Raw genomic sequence first — 17426 nt, forward strand, 5'->3', positions numbered from 1 at the left:
CGGAATCCTAGCCTTATATCGCGGAAACTACCATATGGTATGTAAAAAAGCTCCATCCAATACCTTTATTGGATGAAGCTTTTTATTATTTCACTGTATCTATAAACTGAATATAGTCTTTACTAATGTAAGCTGAACCAGTGTGGAGCTTATCAGATAGTACTTCATACCAGCCGTTAATGTTTGTGTTGATAACAATAACAGGCATCCCACTTCTAGCATATGTGAAGAGCGGGCTATTGCTAGTAGAAGTGTCTACACGTACATTTAAACCAGTCGTTGTTGTTAAGCCGATTTTATAAGGATTATTTGCATCCTTAAAGCCTAACGCTTTTTCAGCACGATAGTAGTGTCCAGCAATTTTAGCTCCCCAGTACGGGTCAGAAGCATATTTTACGTTAAAACCAAGTGCTTTTGAACCGACTACTGCCCCGTTTGCATAGTTTTTCCCAGGGGCACCACCTGGTGTAATATAGTTTGGTTGTAGGAACTTATCAACCAGTTCGTTAATATTAGCAGCAACACTGTCAAATTTCTTATTAAGTGGATTCGTATCATAAACATATAAACCAAATAGGTTGTTTAAGTTTTGTGCATGATCACTCATACCATAAGCACTTTCATGTTGAGCAAGTGCCAAAATTAACATGGCGTTAATATGCGAGTTTGCCTCAACCTCTTTTAATGTTTGACCTAACCCGATAAGCTTACTTTTCGTAGTGGCATCTTTATAAAGTGTAATACCTGTACTTTCCATTTCCGCAAGCTTGTTCATAATGTAAGCATCGATTTCTTCTGCTGTGTATTGTGTTGTTGCACGAGCAGGTAAAAATTGATAATAGTTATAAGCGTCACCTTTAGAAGAGCCATTACCATTTGTGAAGTAAATACCATTCCAGCTATAGTATTTTTCACCTTGCTTCATGAAGGCAGGTGCTTTTCCGTAAACATAGCTTGAAGAATATTTATTTGTTGCGTAATCGTATAGTGTGTGTTTAATTTCGCCATTTTCGTTTGAATAGTAAGAACGTCCCTTACTTAGTGAAAAAGGAATTAGCGTTACATCGGCCTGTTTTAAATAGCCTACTTGACCAGCTAATCGCACTTTTACTTGTGCTGCATCACTGCTGATATATTCCATTTCTGTATTACCAGCAACAGCGATTTGATCTTTAATCGTTTCAGAATAAAGTGCAACATATTTATTAGTTACAACATAGCCAGAAGTCATCTTTACAATTTTATCTTTTTGAACGATAACTTGCGTATTTTTTGTTAATGCTTTTTCAGCAGCATCAAAGCTTGTGAAGCCTTGATTGCCAACTAGTGTACCATTTGAAATTTCCTTAATCGCATAAGTAGAGAAGTCAGCAGCAGCATCACCTGCAAGCAACATTAAACGTTGAATAAACGTTGCAGCTTGTCCAATTGTTGCATTTTTTTCTGGCATGAAGTAGCCATCAGAACCGATAATGATTCCTAAATGTGCACCGATTGCTACGGCATTGCGATAGTCTTTAATAATGGATGCATTATCCTTAAACGTAATGGATGAAGTACCCTTAGGAATTTTTAAATAATCAATAGCTCTCTCCAGCATAATTGCCATATGCTGTCTTGAAATGGCTGCATCAGGTTTAAATGAACCGTCTGTGTATCCAGTTATAATTCCAGCTGTAGCAGCCAATTGAATGTCTTTTGCATACACATATGTATCTGGAACATCTGTAAATGCCATACCGTTATTTGCTTCAAGATTCATTACCTTCGCTAAATAAGAAGCAAATTCTCCACGCGTGACATTGTCATTTGGACGATAACTGCCATTAGCATCCGTTACTAAAGCGTTCTTCGAAATTAAGTAGCGCAGACCATTTTCATGAGCATGCCCTGAAAGTTCATCAGCAGATGCCATTTGGGGTTGCCAAAAGAGCAAGCTAACCACTGCCATAAGCAATGCAATGATTGATAGTTTTTTCATATTTTTCCCTCCTAAACTTTAACATCATTTTACCAAAGTTAGAGAGTCGCGATAAGGTCAAATGTATGGATTCTTGTAAAATGCGTCAATATAAATAGTTTTTTTACCAATTATATGTAACTGGAAAATAGCTTAAATGTTCCATAGCTATTTTGGCATATTTTTGATAATCTTATAGAAGTAAAACAAAGAAGGGAAGGTGAGGGCTCTACATTACTTGAGGAGCGCGAAAAAATGAAAAAAATAGCAAAAATTTTACTGATTTTAGTTGTAATGATGTCGATCGTTGTTAGTCCGCTAAATGCCTATGCATTTCAAACAGTAAAGAAGGATTACCCGCTTTCAAAAGGTGTACAGTATAAACAATATACATACAGTAATACCTATACAAACTCTATTAATCATTTATCGATTAATGTTGGAGATCCGACGACAGAAGTACAATTAGGGATGCCCGCAGCAGTCAATGGAAAAGAATCGACAGTAGCAAATGCGAATCGTCTTTCTCGTGAGGGAAATCGAGTAGTTGGTGCTATTAATGCAAGTTTTTATAATATGTCAGAAGGTTACCCATTATTTTTACTAGCTAAAAATAATGTTATTTTGAACGGTGGAACAGTTTCAAGCGGTTCCGACCAATATATGAATGTTCCGACGGCTTTTGGGATGACATCTGATGGTCGCGGTGTTATTGATTATTTTGATTTTGACGTGACACTTTCCCATAACGGAACGAATTACGAGATGTCAGGCTTAAATCGTACACGTAATATATATGAAGCTATTATTTACACACCACAGTTTTATAGCAAAACAACAGATACTAATGAATACGGCTTTGAAATAGTGGTAGACACTGGTTCACCGATTACAGAAAATACATTTGGACAAACGTTAACTGGTAAAGTAACACAAATTAAGCCTTATGGATCGAAAGAAAAATTAACAATTCCATCTACTGGCTTTGTTGTATCTTTACAGGGCGGTGAATGGCACAATAAGTTAAGCCAAGTAGCTGTTGGCGATGAAATGAGTGTTAATTTTTCAATCGATCAGCTTTGGCAAAATGCACAATTTATATTGGCGAGCGGTCCTTACTTAGTAAAGGATGGTAAACCTTATATTATGATGAGCACTTCAAGCTCACGTGCAAAAGAAGTTGCACCACGTACAGTAGTAGCTACAAGTAATAATGGACAAACAGTGCACTTTATTACAGTAGACGGGCGTCAAACCCATAGTAAGGGCATGAATATGGTGCAGCTTGCGAATTATTTAGTAGCACTTGGTGTCGACAGAGCCATTAACTTAGATGGCGGTGGCTCAACAACAATGGGTATTCGCAACTATGGCAGTAATAATGTTGTCTTAGCGAATTTACCATCCAATTCAGGTAATACGCAACGTCTTGTATCTGCCACACTACAAGCAGTAAGTACGGCGCCAACTGGCAAGGCAACACACATTAAATTTACGAATAGTACAAACTACGCAACACTTTTAGTAGGTGCTTCATCGAGTGTAGCTGTTCAATATGTTTTAGATGATAACTATACGACACTACCTCTAGATGGTCATTTATCGTTAGCATCTCAAAACCAAACGTTACAGATTAATGGCTTGAACTATACAGCAACGCAAGCTGGGGATGACCGCATCTATATAGGCTATGACGGCGCTGCTGTGCAATCATATCAAGTTAAAGTAGTAGATGCCCCTACAACAATGGCTGTTGCACCAAGCTCTAAAACGGTAGGTGCAGGCGAATCTGTTAACTTTACGATTGATGCAAAAGATGACGCAGGTAAGCCTATTGTTTATAATCCTTCTCAAGTGAAATGGTCTGTAGAAGGTAACATCGGTACAATTACAAGCACTGGTAAGTTTACAGCGCAAAATCCAGGGGCGACTGGTAAGGTAATTGCTACTTTAGGAACGAAAAATGTAGCTGCTACAGTTTCTGTAGCGAAACCAGCGTTGTTTAAGGACATTCCGAATAATTATGTCTACTATAAAGAGATTGAATATTTAACGACGCACAATATTATTACAGGTCAGGCTGATGGTACATTTAGACCGAATGACAAGCTAACTCGTGCACATGCAGCAGTCATTATTAGCCGTGCATTAAATTTAGATACAAAAAATGTGAAAAATCCAAGCTTCAAAGATATTCAGGCAAATCACATTTACTATAAAGAAATTGCAGCTGTTGTAGAAGCAGGGATTATGAGCGGCCGTGAAAATAATACTTTTGACCCGAATGCAACATTGACACGAGCGCAGATGGCGAAAATTGTGGCAATTGCCTATAATTTAAAAGGAACAAGTAGTATTGCATTTAAAGATGTTCCAAAAGATCATTGGGCTTACACATATGTACAGCAACTAGCAGCAAACAACATTACGACTGGCTACGACGGTAACATTTATAAACCGAACGAAGCAATCAGTCGAGCACATTTTGGTCTGTTCCTTTACAGAACGATTAATAAGTAATCGCTGAAAAAGAAGTAGTACTTTTTTGCTGTTTTAAGCTATGAATTGTAGCCATAAGACGGTAGAAATAGAGGGAATCTCGTAGATATTCGAGGTTCCCTTTTTTTTTACTATTTTTAAAAAGAACGAATAAGTGCAATTGTGGTATAATCTCTGTATTAAAAAGTAAAAGGATGTTTTTTAATGAAAATAGGCATTGTGGGGAATTACGGCAATGATAATAATGGTGATGAATCAATATTATACGGCATTCTTCAACAAGTAAAACAAACATTTTCGGTAACGAGTGACGACATTACCGTTTTTAGCAATAACACAAAACAAACATCCGAGCGTTACGGGGTACATAGCTATCCATTGTATCATAAAAAGGGCAATCTATATAAAACGTTTATCCATACGTATAAAAATAACAAACAATATGTATCGAACTTTGACCTCCTCATCATTGGTGGTGGTGGTATTTTAATGGATTTTTATAAACGTGAAGCCCATCTTTATGGAACATACGCAATGATGGCAAAACAAAATAATATTCCCTACATTATTTACGGATGTGGCGCAGGACCACTAGATACATTTTCTGGTAAAATTAGTATCCGATTCATGTGCCGTTATGCAGCAAATATCTCTGTACGTGATCCCCAGTCTAAAAAGTTATTACAAAGTATCGGGGTCAAAAAACCGATTGAAGTGATTGGTGATCCTGCGTTTACGTTAAAAGGTGATCGCAAAGATTATGCTGAAAAGCCAAGAAAAATTGGTGTATCTGCCGTTCCGTATTATAATGCAAACTATTGGCCAGAAGGTAATGTAGCAAAATATGATGCATATGTAACAGGTATGGCGAAAAACTTAGATCAAGTCATTTCGGAGCAAAATGCTCACATTACATTTTTTGCAACGAAATTTCCTCAAGATGTAACCGTGACACAAGATATACAGAAGAAAATGCAGCATCGTGCACAGACAGAAATAATTGAGGGAAATCTTGTGCCTGAGCGTTTGCTAGAAGTTACGGGCGAGCAAGATATAATAATTGGTACGCGTTTACATTCGCTTATTTTGGCTACCAATTCAGAGACTCCCATTATTGCTGTATCCTATCATACAAAAGTGCAAGATTTTATGTCCTTTGTTGGTGCATCAGATCGTTGCTTACAGATGCAGGATATAGAAGATGATGAGAATGCTCTTTCTAAATTAGTTGGTAAAATAAGTAGCAATTGGGAACAGTCAATTGCAGAGACGAAACAAATTGCTACACATATTCATAAAGAGGCCATGTATGGTCAGGAATTAATGAAAAAGGCAGTGACACGTCTATGAAAAAAATACTCGTCATTAGTAATATGTATCCAACATCTGATCATTTATCATTCGGTATTTTTGTAAAAAACCAAGTTACAGCTCTTGAAAAAGCTGGACTAGACGTTGAAATAGCAGTGAATACAAACCCAGCTACAGGCAAGAAAAACACCATTGTAAAATATGCTAAATGGGGATTTTCTACATTATTGAAGGGTCTAAAAAATCGAAAATCAATCGATATCACACATGCGCACTATGTGTTTCCTTCAGGGATGTTATCGCTACTTTTAAAGAAAATGTTTGGTATACCGTACATTGTTACTGCTCATGGTGGAGACATTGAACGTATGGCAAAGAAAAGTGCGAGAATTCGTAACTGGACAGCGAGTATTTTACGTGAAAGTGAGCATGTCATTGCAGTAGGTCCTGTGTTAGCGCAACAAATTGAGCAAGACTTTGATATAGCTCCGGACAAAATCTCAGTAGTTAGCATGGGCGTGAATCGTGAAGTATTTTCACAAGGTAGACAAGCAGAAGCACGACAACAATTGCAATTAGCCAAAGAGCCTTTTGTTTTTCTTTTCGTAGGAAATGTCATTAAACAAAAGGGTGTTGAAGAGCTACTGCAAGCATTCCAAATGTTAAAGACGAAAGTGGAGCGTCCTATAGAACTAGTTATTGTAGGCTCTAGAAGAGATGAGGGATTTTTCCAATCTTTGCAACCATTCTTCAGTGAAGACGTCAAATTTATAGACCCACTAAAACAACAGGAACTTGTAAAGTGGTTCCAGGCAAGTGATGTCTTCGTATTACCATCACATTTAGAAGGATTTGGGCTTGTAGCATTAGAGGCATTAGCGACAGACACACCTGTCATCGCTTCTAAAGTAGGTGGCCTCGTATCACTACTTGGTGAAGGTGCAGGGCATTTAGTGGAGCCTGAAGACGCAATCGCTTTATCTGAGGAGATGCTGCGTGCCGTGAACACGCCGAAAGAAAAATATATGAATCGTGAAGCGGTCGAAAAAGTATTAGACGTTCACGATGAAAAAAATATAACTGCAAGATGTATTGCCATTTATAAGTCGGCCATTAAAGGTGGGGATGACTTATGAATAAGTTTATAAAGGTTGTCGGGGCCGTAGCGATTATTAATATCGTCGCCCGTGTCTTCGGCTTTTTACGTGAAATGATTATCGGTTACCAATATGGTAGTACACATATTGCAGATAGCATCTTCACTGCTTATACCATTCCGAATTTTTTATATTTAGTAGTAGGTGGGGCTTTTACAACAGCCGTTATCTCGATTTATAATCGGGAAACGACAGACCGAGCATTATTTGTAAAACAGTCCTTTACGATTGTATTGTTAACAGTTTCCATTATGACTGTCATCTTATTAGCTTTTACAAACCCAATTATGGACATATTTAACCAAGATAAAAATACGGAAGATTATACCCAAAGTGATTTAGACTTATTGAAACATCTTTACTTTTGGATGATGCCTTCATCTATATTACTTGTGTTATCTTCTTGGTATAGCGGCTTACTGAATGTGAATGAAAAATTTCACTTATCAAGCTTTGCCATTTTAATTTACAACGCGATTTTCTTAGTAATTGCAGTTGGCTTATCTCTCTGGATCGGACCAATTGGCTACGGTATTAGTGCTTTAGCTAGTGCGGTTATTATGGTGTATTTCTTAATAGTCGGTTATCGCAAATTAGATTCCCCTAAAGTCGGGTTTTCATTTGAGCATAATATTTCCTCAAAGCAGCTTTGGATTATGGTGTTGCCAATTATGCTTGGAGGAGCGACAATTCAATTATATGCTTTGTTACAGCGTATTTTTGCTGGTATGCTTTCTGAAGGGGCTGTAGCAGCTGTGAACTATTCTTCTAAGCTGATGCAATTCCCGCAAGCGATTTTAATTACAGCTGTGACTACGGTCATTTATCCGATTTTGAGTCAAAAAGAAGCTAACAATGATTCTGCTTCTATAAAGAGCCTGTATTCAAAAGGTTTACATTATCTATTGTTGCTACTTATACCAGTGACAATATATTCTTACTTCTACTCAGAAAACCTTATACAAGTTATATTCCAATATGGTAAATTCGATGCTGATTCGACTGCCATTACAGCACCTGTCTTAGCAATATTCGTATTATCCATGTATTTCTTAGCTGCGAATACGTACATTACACGCTTTTACTATGCAAAAGGCGACTCGATGGCACCTGTTATTTTTAGCTTAATTAATGTCTTTGGTGTCAATATTGCGGTTATTATGCTGATGGTGGATAATTACGGTGCTGAAGCAATTGCTTGGGGAACATTAATTAGTGCCATTACAAACTTTATTATGCTAGTCGCTTATGCAATACCGAAGTATGACTTGAAAATGGGCATCTTCAGCAAAGAGTTACATTTTTTCAGAGCGATGCCGCCAATGATTATCATTACGATTGTCATGTATTTCTCAAGCCATTATTTAGTGTTTGAATACAAGTGGTTAACATTCATTGTAGGACTAGCTATTTTTATCGCTGTCTTTGTGGGCTCTTACTTAGTATTTGGCATTAATGAAGTAAAAGAATATTATGATAAGCTGAAAAAGAAGCTGTTAAAACAATAAAAATGAGTGGCTGTATAAACAGTCAGCTAAAAAATCAACGTTTTCTTATTTGTTAAAAATATGCTTATTTTAGACAGATTATCTTTATAAAAGCATGTCGGGAGTACTTCCGGCATGCTTTTATATTGTATCTAAAGCTAGTGAAAGGGCATTTGTAAAGGGTTGTGATGAAGAGTGGGGTAGTCTCTTTTTTTGATGGTAGTAGTTTGTAAGAGGCAAGAAAAGTATCATGTATCATATTATTGTTAAAAATGCATAGTGTAATTTTTTGAATTGTATTATAATTAACATTATTCAGGCAGTGAAAAGGTAAATGGTGGGTTTAAATATGGTATTAAATATTTTTAATACCATATTTAAACAAAACAAAACGAATATTTATTAATAGAGTAAGGTGACTAGTATGGCAAGAGGTAGAAAGATTAATTCGAATGGAGAAAGAAGTAAACAATTATTACTTGAAAAAGCTGTGGAGCTTTTCTCTGAAAGGGGATATTATGCTACAAAAATAAGCGATATAGTGAAAGCGGCAGATGTAACTCAGCCTACATTTTATTTATATTTTAAAAGTAAAGAATCGCTCTATAATGATTTGAATATAAAATTCCAACAAGGATTTAATGAAATCATGTCCAATCAAAATGAAGAAGTGGAAAAAGGGATAGAGGGCTTTATTCAAATGCTAGAGCAAAAGCTATATTTGTTGTTCCTTTATATAATTGAGAATCCAAAACTAACGAAAATTGGCTTTTTTGAATCTAAACAATCATCATGCGTTAAAACAAAATTAACACAGCAATTTATTGAACTAGTTTATCGTCATGATTGTGATCGTCTATTTCAATTACAAAATATAGATATAAAAATAGTAGCAGATAGTTTAGTTGGCTCATTTGAACGTTTAATATTAACAAATTTACTAGAACAAAAAAGCAAGCCGTGTGAACTTGCACGCAATTTAGTGCATGTATTTTTTCTCCTAAGAGAAACGCATAAGTCGGGAATGTAGATGTAGCTTTTTTTAAGTATAAAACCCATCTCCACATAGCTTGGAGAGAGAGTTAAGTCTAGGGCACACAAGAACATTGGGGACGAAGGAAAGGACTCCTAAGGCATACGCTGCGCCCGTGGAAGCCACGATAGAGAGGGGCTCAATAGCCGACAGCAAGTGTTAGATTGATTATAGACAATCTAACACTTATTTGTAGTGGTTTTTTATGGATTAGAAAAGCGTTTGATTTCGCATTGGCGCGACTATCAAACGCTTTCTATTATGGAAAACTCAATTTTTAATTCGTAACTGCTATATGGAGATAAATCCCCTTTTGTAGTTTGTCACCTGAAGATTTTTGAATAGTTGGATGCACAAGCAGCATGTATTCTTGCCCTTCAACAAGTGGTTCAGTAGGTTTAATAAGTAAGGAATTATCTTTTTCCACCTTTGTTGTAAATGGAACTTCATCTCCACCTAAAGCAACTAGCTGTACGCTTCCTTCAGGAATTGGTGTAGTGAATGCCTGTGAAAACTTAACTTTGAACGTTTTAGTAGTAGGTACATTTTTAAGGCTAGTTAGTTCTTGATAATCTTTGTATTGTGCCTTAATAGCATCATAATGTGCTTGGAAAATTGGAGCAGTCTTCGTTTGTATATTAGGCTTCACACCTACTTCATTAATTGTATGGCCTGCAGGACCAGTAAATTTACCGACAGTAAGCTTTAAATAACTACCGTCATGCAATTCATAGAAGCCTTGCATAGCCCCTTTACCGTAAGTAGTTTCACCATATAAAATAGCAGATTGTTGATCTTGTAACGAAGCTGATAGCATTTCAGATGCACTTGCACTATATCGATTTACTAAAATACGAGTATCTGCTGGAAATTTAATGTTTTGTTGCTTAGCACGTACTTCGTAAGAGGCATGTGCTTCTTGCAATAAATAAGCTATTTTTGCTTTAGGAAATAAACCAGTAAGCTCTTCTGCTGTTGTAACATAGCCACCGCCATTATTTTGTAAATCCAAAATAAAAGAAGTAGCGCCACGCTGTTTAAGCTGAATGAGTGCCTCTTTTACTAGTTGCGCACCATCTTCAGAGAAAGAAGACATTGCTATGTAGCCAACATTACCAAATAATAAAGCAGATTCTACATTTGGCAGTGTGAATTTTTTACGTGTAATTGTTTTTGTGGAAGTAGACCCGTTCTCGTGTAATAGCTTAACCTGTACTTGTGTACCTTCATTACCGATTAGTAGGGAAGAGGCTTCTTCAATGGAGTTACCTACAATGGATTGACCGTTAATGGAAATGATGATATCTCCAGCCACGACACCTGCATCAGATGCTCCACCTTTGTCGATAACTTGTAAAATGTGTATTCCATCATCATGTTCCTCAATAACAACACCAATACCGATTGTGGATAGATTGATGCTATTCATAAATTCTTCAAATTCTTGTTTAGTAAAATATGTTGAATAAGGGTCTAACATATTAATAATGTCAGAAATGGTTGTTGCCTTTTGTAGATCGCCATTAATTTTCCCAACATAGTTTTCTGTTATAATTTCTTTTATTTCTTCAACTAGTTGCTGGTCATTATTATTTGCAGCAGAAGCATTTGATAATGGAAAAATGACAAAGCTCAATACGAACAAGAAAGACCATAATACTTTTTTCATAAGACACCTCTTTTCAGAATTATTTACATATATTATACATGAATTTCCATATTGGCGTCGAATAAAAACAGACACGTCTATCTTAGAACGTGTCTGCTTGCATTACCTATTTAGTTTTTCTTGAAAAGCTTATGAATAATGAAGCCGATAAGCGCACCGATCATTGCAGGGACGAGCCAACCAAGACTTTGCTCGTACAGTGGTAATGCTTTTAAAATATTTTCATAGGAAGTAATTTTAATTTCCATTTGTTTTAAGCCGTCATAAACACTAACAAAGAATGTTGGAATTAACGCTAAAATGTAAACAATTCGTCCACCTTTAAAGAAATGATCAGCAAGCGATAACACCATTAAAACCATGGCCAGTGGATAAATAATTAGTAGTACAGGTAGTGATGTATTAATAATTGTTGATAATCCAACATTTGTAATGGCTACACTTAATAATGTAAATACGATTAAGAACGTTTTATATGAAACTTTTGGGAAAAGCTTATTAAAGAACTGTGCATTGGCTGTCAATAAGCCGACAGCAGTAGAAATACAAGCTAATAAAATAGTAAGCGATAAAATAATACTACCGAAGCTGCCGAAAAGGTATTCTGCAGATTTTGCGATGATGACGCCACCATTATCAGATGTACCTATTGCTCCTATACTTGTATTGCCGATATAGCCAAGTGAAATATATACGAAGGCTAAACCAATGGCAGCCACAATGCCTGCAAAAATTGTTGTTTTAACTTGCTTTTTAGTATCTTTCATTCCCATATCACTTAAAGCTTGTAAAATGACAATACCAAAAACAAGTGCACTTAGAACGTCCATCGTTAAATAGCCTTGAACAAAGCCCTCGGAAAATGGCGAAACATTGTATTTCCCAACAGCCATTCCTGCTTCACCCATAGGCGTAATAAAGCTTTTAACAGCTAATAGTAAAATAACTATTAAGAGTGCAGGGGTTAAAATCTTGCCTACACGATCTACTAGTTTAGAAGGATTGAATGCTAAATAAAGTATAAACGCAAAAAATACGATCGATGTAATAAATAGAGGAGCCCAATGTGCTTGTGCTGCCTCTGAAAGAAACGGTGCAATGCCGATTTCGTAAGACACAGAGCCAGTACGCGGAACGGCGAAAAATGGCCCGATTGCTAAATAGACAATTGAAGTGAAAATGATTCCGAAAACAGGGTGAACACGACTAGCAAGTAGCTGTAAGTCGCCACCTGCTTTTGCAACAGCGACAATAGCAAGTAATGGTAAACCTACACCCGTTATTAAAAATCCGATCATAGCAATTGTAATATGTTCACCGGCTTGTTGGCCTAGTAGCGGTGGAAAGATAATGTTGCCTGCCCCTAGGAACAAGGCAAAAAGTAGTAAGCCTACAGCTAAATTCTCTTTGATGAAAATCAAGATGTTTCTCATAAATACTAAAACTCCTTTATAATTGAAAAAATAAAACTTTCTAAAAATTTTAAATACAGACATGTATGTTATCATAGGACTATAAAACTTGCAATTATTATACTAATAGTAGATAGTCGGATTCTGTAGTATTCTATAGGATTCATAAATTGTTTGAAAAATAGTCAGTTTTTCCGATTTTTGTTTAGACATATCTTTAGTATGATAGACACACAAGGAAATATTCTACCATGAACGGAGGCTATTTGATATGCTAAAATCACAAAAATGGAGAATTCTCGCTTTAAGCACTATTGCTACTTCATTTTTTGCAATACAAACTGCAGAAGCTGCAACATATACAGTACAAAAAGGCGATACGTTATCCAAAATCGCCCAAACCCACCAAGTGACAATTCAAGACATAAAAAAATGGAATAATTTATCAAAGGATACGATTTATGTAGCCCAAAAACTAGAGATTACAAAGCAGGCGACAGCGGAAACGGTAAAACCGTCAAAACCTACAACGGAAACAGTAAAACCGTCAAAGCCAACAACAACTACACCTTCTAAGCCATCGACTGCCGTTCATACAGTTATTAAAGGCGATACGCTCTCGAAAATTGCAAAGCAATACAATGTGACATTAAAAGAGCTTAAAGATTGGAATGGAATAGAGAACGACACGATTTATATTGGACAAGTGTTAAAGATTTCTCCAGTAGCCGTAATACCCGAGGGTGATACAATACATAACAATGTGACTTCAGATACGGGGGCAGGGACACCATCAAAAGTAACAAATCAAGATCCTACAGCGAATGGACAGGCTATATACAAAAAAACGGTAGACCTGGCTAATAAACTAATTGGAACACCGTATCTTTATGGCGGAAACACACCAGAAGGTCTTGATTGCAGTGGATTTATTTTTTACGCTTTCAATCAAGGTGGTTTGAAAATTGGACGAGATAGCAGCGAAGGCTATTTCAATAACAGTACAACGCAAGTGAAAAATCCTGTACCAGGAGACTTAGTATTTTTTGAAAATACGTATAAAGAAGGTATTTCTCATATGGGTATTTACCTCGGTAACAATAAATTTATCCACGCAGGTACGGATGGTGTAGAACTTTCTGATGTTACGTACTCTTACTGGTCAACTAGATTAGTAGCTTATAAACGATTCGATACAGTGAAATAAGGAAAAGGCGATATTTGCATTGCGCAAATATCGCCTTTTGATGTGCTAGAAGGACGTGCGGATTGCCAGTAATGTACGGTAATCGCCAGAAGGATAGTGCTTATTGCCGATAACTCGGACGAACCGCCGATAGAAGTCAATGAAATGCTGTAAACTGGAGTGAAGCGCTGTTCAACTTCCGCGAAAAAGTGAGCACCATATTTACACTAAAAAAATCCTTCTTTCCGAAAAAAGAAGGATTTTTGCTGTTTTTATTGAGTAACGCGTGCTGTCCAGCGAGAAAGGTCAGCTTGTTGTGCATCAACAAGTTCAGCTGGGAAAATGAATGTCCAAGGTTTTGTTGAGTTCGGTTGGACAGTTAAAATTGGATCCATTGTAAATGAACCTTTTGCAATTTGTTTACCTGTTGCATCGATAATTTCTAATGGTAATTGCTCTAAATTAATCGCTTTGTTGTGACCATTACGGATAAAGATGGATACATTTAGGTTTCCATTATCAGCAAGCTTTGCTTGTAGACCAGTGAAGTTAACTTCCGTTTCACCTAACTTTGGTAATGTACTTACGATTTTTGCAAGCTCTTCCTTTTGTGCAGCTGGTAACTGTTTCTCCCATGTAGGGTCTAACTCTAATTGGTGACCACGTAATGAGACAAGGTTAAAGGCGATTTTCCAGCCGTCTTCTGGTACTTCGTCAACTTTAATAGTTGATTTTTCAAATTCAAATACCCATGGACGTGCACTTTCAGCTGGAATTGTGCCAAGCGCTTTAAAATCGAATTTTTTAGAAGCTATTAGCTCATCATTTTTATCCATAATGAATAATTCAATTTCACCTAGTTCAATCGCTTCCGCTAATGATGAACGGAAGAAGGCGCGTACAAGCCATTTGCCCGTGCGTGGCTCCTCTTCAATACTAATAGATGATAGTGATAATTGATTTGGTTTTAATGGCTCTAGGTCATTTGCTAGGAAGTTAAAAATGTATTTTTGTTCCTGAGGTACATCCCATTCAGGATGGAATGAAAGTTTCGTTACAACGTCACGGTTGTCACCTTTATTTGCTGAAACTTTTCCTAGCAAATCTTTAGAATCAATTGTGTTTTCTTGAACGATTTTGTCTGATTTCTTAAAAAATGAAAATAAACCCATTATTGTACCTCCTGTTGTCCTTCAATCATTTTCATGAAGCCTGTAATTTCAATAATAATAGAACGGCGTAATTCCTGGAAGTTCTTTCCGAATAATTCAAGTCCTTCGCGCTGATAAATGCGCATTGGATCTTCTTGTTGATAATGACGTAAGCCAATACCTTCTTTTAAGTGAGCCATTGCTTCTAAATGCTTCACCCAGCCACTATCTAAATAACTCAACATAACTTGTGGAATAACAGCCATTACTTGCTCATTTTCAGCAAATTTTTGCATATGATCAAGGAGTTCTTGCTCAGAAGGCTGGACATCAGCTAAAATTTGCTTCACTTTACCTACTTCACGATCGATCGTTACTGGAGTAATGAATAACGAATTAAGTGAATTTTCCATTTGGTCATAAGCCCATTCTACAGAAGGGAGCTCTTCAGGCGCAGCATCTCGCACGGCAAAATCGACCGTTTCGCTCAGCATTTTTTTTAACTCACCCATTAAATCCTCGCCAGCTAAAATCTTGTCACGTAAACCATAAATAACAGTACGTTGATCATTGATAACATCGTCTAATTTTAAATTGTACTCACGCATGCCGTATTGTGAGCCTTCAACAATGCGCTGTGTACGATTAATTAGCTCTTGTACATCTTTGTTTTGAATGACTTCATTTTCATCCACAACCATTTTTGCAGAGAATTTCTCAACTTCTTCTTTTGCATAGCGGCGGAACATATCATCTTCAATAGAGAGAATGAAGCGACTTTCACCTACGTCACCTTGACGACCAGAGCGACCGCGCAGCTGATTATCAACGCGCCGGCTTTCATGCTTTTCGGTACCGATAACATACAGTCCACCAAGTTCATGGACATCGTCGCCTAGCACGATATCTGTACCACGACCAGCCATATTTGTGGCAACGGTAATACGACCTTTTTGACCTGCTTGAGAAATAAGCTCAACTTCTTGTTCAACCGTTTTTGCATTTAACAATTGGAATTTCAGGCCCTCTTTTTTCAAATGATCTGCAACCATTTCGGATTGTAGAATAGATGTTGTCCCAATTAACACTGGTTGTCCTTTAGCATGTCGTTGTTTCGCTTCAGCAGCTACAAATTTATATTTGGCAGCTTGCGTTTTGAAAATCATATCAGGCTGATCAACACGTTGACGTGGACGGTTTGTTGGAATTTGAATTACTTCCATGCCATACACTTCACGAATTTCTTTTTCCTGTGTTTTCGCTGTACCTGTCATCCCAGAAAGCTTCGGATACATACGGAAATAGTTTTGAATTGTAATTTGTGCCTGTGCTTTATTTTCTTCTGTAATTGTTACGCCTTCTTTTGCTTCGATAGCTTGGTGTAAGCCATCAGAAAGAGAACGACCTTCTAAAATACGACCTGTGAACATGTCTACAAGCTCGATTTTATCTTCTTTAACGATATAATCAACGTCACGCTGGAACATGACATGGGCACGAACAGCTTGGATCACATAGTGATATAGTGTTTGATGTTCTAAGTCATATAAATTATCAACATTGAAAGCAGCCTCTACTTTTTCAATGCCTTTATCTGTTAAAGAAGTAGCTTTTGTTTCATCATCAAAATCATAGTCTTCTTCAGCTTTAAAGCGTTTAGCTAACATTGCTGCAATGCGGTGTAGCTCATCATTTGCAGGCATTTTACCAGCAATAATTAGTGGCGTTTTTGCTTCATCAATAAGCACACTATCGACTTCATCGATAATGGCGAAATGATAAGCACGTTGCACTTTATCCGCTAAGCTATGTGCCATATTGTCACGTAAATAGTCGAAACCAAATTCTGTACCTACACCGTACGTGATATCTGCGTTATACGCTTCTTTTTTCTCAGTAGGTTCCATCATTGGAATATTTAATCCAACTGTTAAACCTAGGAAGCGGTGAATTTGACCAACAAGCTCAAAGTCACGTTTAGCTAAGTAGTCATTGACTGTGATGACATGAACACCTTTACCTTCTAATGCGCGTACATAAGAGGGCAGTGAAGCGACAAGCGTTTTCCCTTCACCTGTAGGCATTTCTGCAATATTGCCTTCTGTTAATACAAGTCCACCAATCAGCTGTACATCAAAATGGCGCATTCCTAAAACACGCTTTGAGGCTTCGCGTACAACTGCAAATGCGTCTGGGATAATTGATGTAATTGGTTCGCCTTGTTCTAAGCGATCCTTGAAAATAAAAGTCATTTCTCTTAATTCAGCATCTGACTTATTGACATAGTTTTCTTCTAGATGATTAATTTGCTCTACTATTTTATAGTAGCGTTTTAATTGACGAGCACTTGTTTGCTCGTTGTTGCGTTTAAAAATTGAGAACATGAATTTACGCTCCTTTAAAGTTGTCTAAATGCTAGACACCTCATTATTCTATCAAATTTTACGAATGATGACTACATTTGACATTAAGTAATACAAGTAGAATAATAGAGAAAAATGTAAATTGTGAAATGGTGGAAAATGAATAGAAAAAGTATATTTCAGAGCTTGTTCATGCTA

Annotated in this window: 11 protein-coding genes; 6 read left to right on the forward strand and 5 right to left on the reverse strand. The window is 36.9% G+C overall.

What is annotated here, in order from left to right:
- Positions 1–85: 85 nt before the first annotated feature.
- Positions 86–1981, reverse strand: coding sequence for an S-layer homology domain-containing protein (locus tag ACIQ1H_RS15765; protein ID WP_402889958.1), 1896 nt, complete (start codon positions 1979–1981; stop codon positions 86–88).
- A gap of 234 nt (positions 1982–2215) precedes the next feature.
- Here ACIQ1H_RS15765 and ACIQ1H_RS15770 point away from each other — a divergent pair, with 234 nt between their 5' ends.
- The 5 genes from ACIQ1H_RS15770 (at position 2216) to ACIQ1H_RS15790 (ending at position 9444) form a co-directional block, all read left to right on the forward strand.
- Complete coding sequence (locus tag ACIQ1H_RS15770; RefSeq protein ID WP_173479704.1) at positions 2216–4480, forward strand: S-layer homology domain-containing protein; 2265 nt, start codon at positions 2216–2218, stop codon at positions 4478–4480.
- A gap of 183 nt (positions 4481–4663) precedes the next feature.
- Complete coding sequence (locus ACIQ1H_RS15775; protein ID WP_402889960.1) at positions 4664–5809, forward strand: polysaccharide pyruvyl transferase family protein; 1146 nt, start codon at positions 4664–4666, stop codon at positions 5807–5809.
- Entirely contained in the window at positions 5806–6906 is a 1101-nt protein-coding gene (locus ACIQ1H_RS15780; protein ID WP_402889962.1) for a glycosyltransferase, read from the forward strand. Before ACIQ1H_RS15775 ends, ACIQ1H_RS15780 begins: the two co-directional genes overlap by 4 nt.
- Positions 6903–8435, forward strand: coding sequence for a murein biosynthesis integral membrane protein MurJ (gene murJ / locus ACIQ1H_RS15785; RefSeq protein WP_402889963.1), 1533 nt, complete (start codon positions 6903–6905; stop codon positions 8433–8435). Before ACIQ1H_RS15780 ends, murJ begins: the two co-directional genes overlap by 4 nt.
- Positions 8436–8838: 403 nt before the next feature.
- On the forward strand, positions 8839–9444 hold the full coding sequence (locus ACIQ1H_RS15790) for a TetR/AcrR family transcriptional regulator (RefSeq protein ID WP_402889965.1): 606 nt from the start codon (positions 8839–8841) through the stop codon (positions 9442–9444).
- Positions 9445–9724: 280 nt separating this feature from the next.
- On the opposite strand, the gene ACIQ1H_RS15795 is transcribed toward ACIQ1H_RS15790, so the two are convergent.
- Both ACIQ1H_RS15795 and brnQ read right to left on the reverse strand, forming a co-directional pair.
- On the reverse strand, positions 9725–11116 hold the full coding sequence (locus tag ACIQ1H_RS15795; protein ID WP_402889967.1) for a S41 family peptidase: 1392 nt from the start codon (positions 11114–11116) through the stop codon (positions 9725–9727).
- Between the two features lie 110 nt (positions 11117–11226).
- Positions 11227–12549, reverse strand: a complete 1323-nt coding sequence (gene brnQ, locus ACIQ1H_RS15800) for a branched-chain amino acid transport system II carrier protein (RefSeq protein WP_402889969.1) — start codon at positions 12547–12549, stop codon at positions 11227–11229.
- A 250-nt stretch (positions 12550–12799) separates the two neighbouring features.
- On the opposite strand from brnQ, the gene ACIQ1H_RS15805 reads away from it, so the two are divergent.
- On the forward strand, positions 12800–13735 hold the full coding sequence (locus ACIQ1H_RS15805; protein WP_402889971.1) for a C40 family peptidase: 936 nt from the start codon (positions 12800–12802) through the stop codon (positions 13733–13735).
- A gap of 251 nt (positions 13736–13986) precedes the next feature.
- Here ACIQ1H_RS15805 and ACIQ1H_RS15810 read toward each other — a convergent pair whose 3' ends face one another.
- The gene (locus ACIQ1H_RS15810; RefSeq protein ID WP_337982054.1) at positions 13987–14886 is read right to left on the reverse strand and encodes an accessory Sec system S-layer assembly protein; all 900 of its coding nucleotides are present in this window, start codon (positions 14884–14886) and stop codon (positions 13987–13989) included.
- Complete coding sequence (gene secA2 / locus ACIQ1H_RS15815; RefSeq protein ID WP_402889973.1) at positions 14886–17249, reverse strand: accessory Sec system translocase SecA2; 2364 nt, start codon at positions 17247–17249, stop codon at positions 14886–14888. Before secA2 ends, ACIQ1H_RS15810 begins: the two co-directional genes overlap by 1 nt.
- Positions 17250–17426: the final 177 nt, after the last annotated feature.

Origin of the sequence: Lysinibacillus sp. NPDC097279 (assembly GCF_044761745.1) — a bacterium.
Taxonomy (GTDB): domain Bacteria; phylum Bacillota; class Bacilli; order Bacillales_A; family Planococcaceae; genus Lysinibacillus.

Coding starts and splice junctions, on each gene's coding strand:
- ACIQ1H_RS15765 (WP_402889958.1), bottom strand. CDS start 1,981: ATGAAAAAACTATCAATCATTGCATTGCTTATGGCAGTGGTTAGCTTG.
- ACIQ1H_RS15770 (WP_173479704.1), top strand. CDS start 2,216: ATGAAAAAAATAGCAAAAATTTTACTGATTTTAGTTGTAATGATGTCG.
- ACIQ1H_RS15775 (WP_402889960.1), top strand. CDS start 4,664: ATGAAAATAGGCATTGTGGGGAATTACGGCAATGATAATAATGGTGAT.
- ACIQ1H_RS15780 (WP_402889962.1), top strand. CDS start 5,806: ATGAAAAAAATACTCGTCATTAGTAATATGTATCCAACATCTGATCAT.
- murJ (WP_402889963.1), top strand. CDS start 6,903: ATGAATAAGTTTATAAAGGTTGTCGGGGCCGTAGCGATTATTAATATC.
- ACIQ1H_RS15790 (WP_402889965.1), top strand. CDS start 8,839: ATGGCAAGAGGTAGAAAGATTAATTCGAATGGAGAAAGAAGTAAACAA.
- ACIQ1H_RS15795 (WP_402889967.1), bottom strand. CDS start 11,116: ATGAAAAAAGTATTATGGTCTTTCTTGTTCGTATTGAGCTTTGTCATT.
- brnQ (WP_402889969.1), bottom strand. CDS start 12,549: ATGAGAAACATCTTGATTTTCATCAAAGAGAATTTAGCTGTAGGCTTA.
- ACIQ1H_RS15805 (WP_402889971.1), top strand. CDS start 12,800: ATGCTAAAATCACAAAAATGGAGAATTCTCGCTTTAAGCACTATTGCT.
- ACIQ1H_RS15810 (WP_337982054.1), bottom strand. CDS start 14,886: ATGGGTTTATTTTCATTTTTTAAGAAATCAGACAAAATCGTTCAAGAA.
- secA2 (WP_402889973.1), bottom strand. CDS start 17,249: ATGTTCTCAATTTTTAAACGCAACAACGAGCAAACAAGTGCTCGTCAA.